The sequence below is a fragment of the Ramlibacter sp. genome, from assembly GCF_028292805.1.
Classification (GTDB): Bacteria; Pseudomonadota; Gammaproteobacteria; order Burkholderiales; family Burkholderiaceae_C; genus Ramlibacter.
On sequence record NZ_JAQGLS010000053.1, the window covers coordinates 1 to 4,944 of the forward strand.

General features: G+C 70.0%; 6 protein-coding genes and 1 pseudogene. 6 read left to right on the top strand and 1 reads right to left on the bottom strand.

Annotated elements, in window-relative coordinates; genetic code table 11:
* Positions 1 to 978, bottom strand: a 978-nt coding sequence (gene uvrC / locus JWP65_RS02600; protein ID WP_299760065.1) for an excinuclease ABC subunit UvrC, incomplete at its 3' end; no start/stop codon positions are given.
* Between the two features lie 21 nt (positions 979 to 999).
* On the opposite strand from uvrC, the gene earP reads away from it, so the two are divergent.
* The 6 genes and pseudogenes from earP to JWP65_RS02630 all read left to right on the top strand — a co-directional run.
* Complete coding sequence (gene earP / locus JWP65_RS02605; RefSeq protein ID WP_299760067.1) at positions 1,000 to 2,055, top strand: elongation factor P maturation arginine rhamnosyltransferase EarP; 1,056 nt, start codon at positions 1,000 to 1,002, stop codon at positions 2,053 to 2,055.
* A gap of 107 nt (positions 2,056 to 2,162) precedes the next feature.
* Entirely contained in the window at positions 2,163 to 2,717 is a 555-nt protein-coding gene (gene efp, locus JWP65_RS02610; protein WP_299760068.1) for an elongation factor P, read from the top strand.
* A 63-nt stretch (positions 2,718 to 2,780) separates the two neighbouring features.
* Positions 2,781 to 3,575, top strand: a complete 795-nt coding sequence (locus tag JWP65_RS02615; RefSeq protein WP_299760070.1) for a heme-dependent oxidative N-demethylase subunit alpha family protein — start codon at positions 2,781 to 2,783, stop codon at positions 3,573 to 3,575.
* Positions 3,575 to 3,868, top strand: a complete 294-nt coding sequence (locus JWP65_RS02620) for a hypothetical protein (RefSeq protein ID WP_299760072.1) — start codon at positions 3,575 to 3,577, stop codon at positions 3,866 to 3,868. The genes JWP65_RS02615 and JWP65_RS02620 overlap by 1 nt, the downstream gene beginning before the upstream one ends.
* The gene (locus JWP65_RS02625; protein WP_299760074.1) at positions 3,820 to 4,452 is read left to right on the top strand and encodes an AEC family transporter; all 633 of its coding nucleotides are present in this window, start codon (positions 3,820 to 3,822) and stop codon (positions 4,450 to 4,452) included. Before JWP65_RS02620 ends, JWP65_RS02625 begins: the two co-directional genes overlap by 49 nt.
* Before the next feature lie 187 nt (positions 4,453 to 4,639).
* Positions 4,640 to 4,944, top strand: a pseudogene (locus JWP65_RS02630) (3-isopropylmalate dehydrogenase); the annotation flags it as partial.

Sequence of the window (4,944 nt, forward strand, 5' to 3'; positions counted from 1 at the left end):
GGGCTGGGCCCCGACCGCATCGGCGGCGACGTCGAAATCCAGGACCGAGGTGGCGTCCACGACGTGGCTGGGATAGTAGGCACGGTCGCCCAGGTGGCGGCCCCCGCGCACCATCGCCAGGTTGACGCAGGCCCGGCCCCCCTGCACCTGCACCGCCAGGATGTCGACGTCCTTGTCGGAAGCGGTCTCCACCGACTGCTGGTGCAGCACCTTGGACAGCGCGCCGACCTGGTTGCGCAGCTCGGCGGCCTGCTCGAACTCCAGCCTGCCGGCGTGCTCCATCATGCGTTGCTCCAGCGCCTGCAGCACGGTCTGGGCATCGCCGCGCAGGAACGCCTCGGCATTGAGCACGTCGTGCTGGTAATCGTGCGCGCTCACCAGGTTCACGCAGGGGCCGGAGCAGCGCTTGATCTGGTACAGCAGGCAAGGCCGGGTGCGGTTGGCGAACACCGTGTCCTCGCAGGTGCGCAGCCGGAACACCTTCTGCAGCAGCTGGATCGACTCCTTGACCGCCCAGGCGCTGGGGTAAGGGCCGAAGTAGCGGTGCTTGCGGTCGACCGAGCCACGGTAGTAGGCCACCCGCGGGAACACGGCGGCCGACGGGGTGCCGCTGCCATTGCCGGCGAAGCCCAGCTTGTCGGGCGAGCCGGTGATCTTCAGGTAGGGATAGCTCTTGTCGTCGCGAAACAGGATGTTGTAGCGCGGCGCCAGCGTCTTGATGAGGTTGTTCTCCAGCAGCAGCGCCTCGGCCTCGGAGCGCACCACCGTTGTATCCAGCCGCACGATCTTGGTGATCATGTGGCCGATGCGGGTGCCGCCGTGGTTCTTCTGGAAGTAGTTGGCGACGCGCTTTTTCAGGTTGCGCGCCTTGCCCACGTACAGCACGCCGCCGTCGGCGTCGTAGTAGCGATAGACGCCCGGCAGGGAAGGCAGGGCCGCAACCTGCGCCAGGAGTTCGTCGGAGTGAGCCTGCACCATGGGCCCTATTATCCGAGGCACATGGGCTGGGACATTTTTTGCAGGGTCATCGACAACCACGGCGACGCCGGCGTCTGCTGGCGGCTCGCCGCGGAACTGGCCGCCCGCGGCGAGGCGGTGCGGCTTTGGATCGACGAGCCGGCGCCGCTGCGCTGGCTGGCGCCACCAGGCCATCCGGGCGTGCAAGTGGTGACCTGGACCGACGAAGCGCCCACGTTGCCGCCGCGCCAGGTGGTGATCGAAGCCTTCGGCTGCGACCCGCCGCCGGCCTTCGTGGCCCGCATGGCCGCGGCGCAGCCGCCGCCGGCCTGGATCAACCTGGAATACCTGTCTGCGCAAGGCTATGTGGAGCGCAACCACGGCCTGCCGTCACCGGTGGCCAACGGGCCGGGGGCCGGGCTGGTCAAGCATTTCTTCTACCCTGGCTTCACCCAACGCACCGGCGGCTTGTTGCGGGAAGCCGACCTGCAGGCGAGGCGCCAGGCCTTTGACCGATCGGGTTGGCTGCAGCAGGCCGGCATCGCGAAGCCGGCCGACCGCCAGGTCAGCCTGTTCTGTTACGAGCCGCCCGCCCTCGACCGGCTGCTGGGCCAGCTGGCGACCGGGCCGCACACCACCGACTTGCTGGTGACCGCCGGCCGTGCCGCCGCTGCCACCCGGGCCGCCGTGGCGCAACTTGGCACAGACTGGAATGCGGCCGGCCGCCTGCGGCTGCACTGGTTGCCCCTGCTGAGCCAGCGCGACTTCGACCATCTGCTGTGGGCCTGCCACTTCAACTTCGTGCGGGGCGAGGACTCGCTGGCGCGCGCCTTGCTGGCCGGTGTCCCGTTCGTGTGGCAGCTGTACGAGCAGGACGATGCGGCCCACCACGACAAGCTGGAAGCCTTCCTGGACTGGCTGGCGCCGCCGGCGCCGCTGCGCCAGGCATTCCGCTGCTGGAACGGCGTGGCGGCGGCGCCCCTGCCGCCCCTGGACCACGCCGCCTGGGCGGAGTTCGCCGCCGCCGCCCGCCAGCGCGCCTTGGCCTTGCCCGAGCTGGCAGCCGGGCTCCAGCGCTTCGTGGGCCGGCGGCGTTAGAATGACGGGCTTTGCGTGACAGGCCACCCGCGGCCGCCCACGCGCCCCATCTGGCCGCCACCGCAGAGTTTTCTTGCGCGCGCCGCGGCCTCATCGAAGACACCGTTATGAAAATCGCTCAAGAAATCCGCGCCGGCAACGTGATCATGAACTCCGGCCAGCCGTGGGTCGTGCTCAAGACCGAATACTCGCGTGGCGGCCGCAACTCGGCCACCGTCCGCATGAAGCTCAAGTCGCTGCTGAACAACCAGGGCACCGAGACGGTGTTCAAGGCCGACGACAAGATGGACCAGATCATCCTGGAAAAGAAAGACTGCACCTATTCCTACTTCGCCGACCCGATGTACGTGTGGATGGACTCCGAGTACAACCAGTACGAAGTCGAGAGCGAGAACATGGGCGACGCGCTGAACTACCTGGAAGAAGGCATGCCCGCCGAAGTGGTGTTCTACGAAGGCAAGGCCATCTCGGTCGAACTGCCCACCAGCGTCGAGCGCGAAATCACCTGGACCGAGCCAGCCGTCAAGGGCGACACCTCGGGCAAGGTGCTCAAGCCCGCCAAGATCGCCACCGGCTTCGAAATCGGCGTGCCCATCTTCGTGGCCCAGGGCGACAAGGTCGAGATCGACACCCGCACCGCCGAATACCGCCGCCGCGTCTGACCATGCCGGTCGCGATCGCAAGAAGGCTCCGCAAGGGGCCTTTTTTGTGCCCGGCGCCCACCCATGTCGCTTGACCTTTCCCGCATCAACGTTCCCTTTCGCATGCAGCCCGGCCTGCAGCGGCTGGCCGATGGCACGCCGCAGCTGACGCCGCTGGCCGCCGGCAGCGCGCTGTGGGCGGACAAGAAGCGGGTGCTGGAAAGTGGCGCCAGCCGGCTGGCCGTGCCGGGCTTCGACCAGCGACCCGTGGTGGCGGCGATCCTGGCCCGGGGCCTGGCTGAAGGCCATGCCGTGGAGGCGCCGCTGGAACTGGCCTTCGAGGAAGACTTCGCGCTGCTGGACGGCCCCAGCACCACCCTGCCCTGGCTGTGCGTCTGCGTGCCCTCGCACTGGGCCCCCGAAGCCAAGCTGGGGCTGCCGTTCACGGCCGTGCACGCCCCGGTCGCCGACAACCAATTGCTGCTGGCAGCAGCGGCGCAGCTGGTGCGACTGGTGACCGACGGCGGCAGTTGGGAGCGGTGGGTGTGGACCGTGACGCCGAGCTGCCGCCACGACCAGCACCCGGCGCGCCAGGCGCGCACACCCTGGCCGGCCGAGCCCGCGCCGATGGCCTTCGCCGGCCAGTGCTTCCTGCGCTCCGAGCGGCAGACCTTCTTCCCGCTGGCCCCCGGCAGCAGCCAGGCCGTGTTCACCATCCGTGTGCAGCTGGAGCCGCTGGCCGCTGCGATTCGCAGCCGCACCGATGCGCGCCGCCTGCACGACGCGCTCGCCTCGATGAGCGACGCCGTGCTGGCCTACAAGGGCCTGCAGCCGGCGCGAGCCCGCCTGCTGGCCTGGCTGGCGATGCGGGCCGCGTGATGGAGCTGCTCTGGCGCATCGCCCAGGTCATCATCCCGGTGTTCATGATCGTGGCGGTCGGCTGGGCCTATGGGCGCCGCACGCGGCCCGACCTCACGGCCTTCAACCGCATCGTGCTGGACCTGCTGTCGCCGCTGCTGGTCTACACGGCCCTGGCGTCGGCCGATTTCCACTGGCGCGACCACGTCGTGCTGATGGGTGGCGGCGCGACGCTGATCCTGGTCAGCGGCGCCGTCGCTGGCTGGTGGCGCGCCTGGCCAACACGCAGCCGCGCACGCTGGTGCCGGTGGTGATGTTCACCAATGCCGGCAACATGGGGCTGCCGCTGGCCCTGCTGGCCTTCGGGCCCGAGTATTTCGGGGCGGCGGTGGCGCTGTTCTCCATCAGCAACCTGCTGCACTTTTCGGTCGGTGCGCACATCACCAGCAGGCACGCCCGCACCCGCGACCTGTTGCTGTCGCCGCTGATGATCGCCTCCGCGCTCGGCCTGGCCAGCGCGCTGAGCGGCGTGCGCGTGCCGGATCCGCTGTTCACCGGCATGAAGCTGCTGGGCGACGCGATGCTGCCGCTGATGCTGTTCGCGCTGGGCGTGCGGCTGACTTGGCTGCGCCGCCAGGACGTCCCGCGCGGGCTGCTGGGCGCCTTCGCCCGGCCCCTGGTCGGACTGGCGGTGGCCGTGCCGCTGGCCTGGGCGCTGGACCTGCAGGGCGCAGCCCGGGCCCAGCTGATCCTGTTCGGCGCCTTGCCGCCGGCCGCCACGCAATTCCTGCTGGCCGACCGCTACGGGCAGGAGCCGGACGGCGTTGCCGCGATGATCCTGCTGGGCAACGCGCTGGCGCTGCTGTTCGTGCCGCTGGGGCTGGCCCTGGCGCTCTGAAGTCAGCGGTGGGCGAGGACCGATGCGGCCCAGCACCACGCCCCTCGCAGCAGCCGGCGTCGCGGCTGCCCAGCGTCCGGCGGATGGGCATGCCGACCATGGTGCGGCGGTCGTACGGACTCAGGACAGCGGCATTCGGCACGCTCCTGGACGCCGGCGGCCCCCGGCTTGCGGCCACAATGGCGACATGTCCGAGACCCGCAACATCCACGACCAGCGCCTGGCCGACGCCTGGGCCACGCTCAAGTCGCACGCCGACGAAGGCCTTCCGCTCGACCCCGACGCCAGCCGCCTCGCCTTCGTCGACCCTGAATTCCTGCTGCGGCGCGAAACGCGCGGCATCCGCTTCCAGCTCGAGCTGCTCAAGCCCGACCTGGAGCAGCAGGCCCATGGCATCGAGAACACCATCGTCGTGTTCGGCAGCGCGCGCCTGCGCGACGGCGACACCTCGGCCGGCCTGGTGCAGGCCGCCGAAGCGGCCGCCGACCCGGC

Coding starts and splice junctions, on each gene's coding strand:
- earP (WP_299760067.1), top strand. CDS start 1,000: ATGGGCTGGGACATTTTTTGCAGGGTCATCGACAACCACGGCGACGCC.
- efp (WP_299760068.1), top strand. CDS start 2,163: ATGAAAATCGCTCAAGAAATCCGCGCCGGCAACGTGATCATGAACTCC.
- JWP65_RS02615 (WP_299760070.1), top strand. CDS start 2,781: ATGTCGCTTGACCTTTCCCGCATCAACGTTCCCTTTCGCATGCAGCCC.
- JWP65_RS02620 (WP_299760072.1), top strand. CDS start 3,575: ATGGAGCTGCTCTGGCGCATCGCCCAGGTCATCATCCCGGTGTTCATG.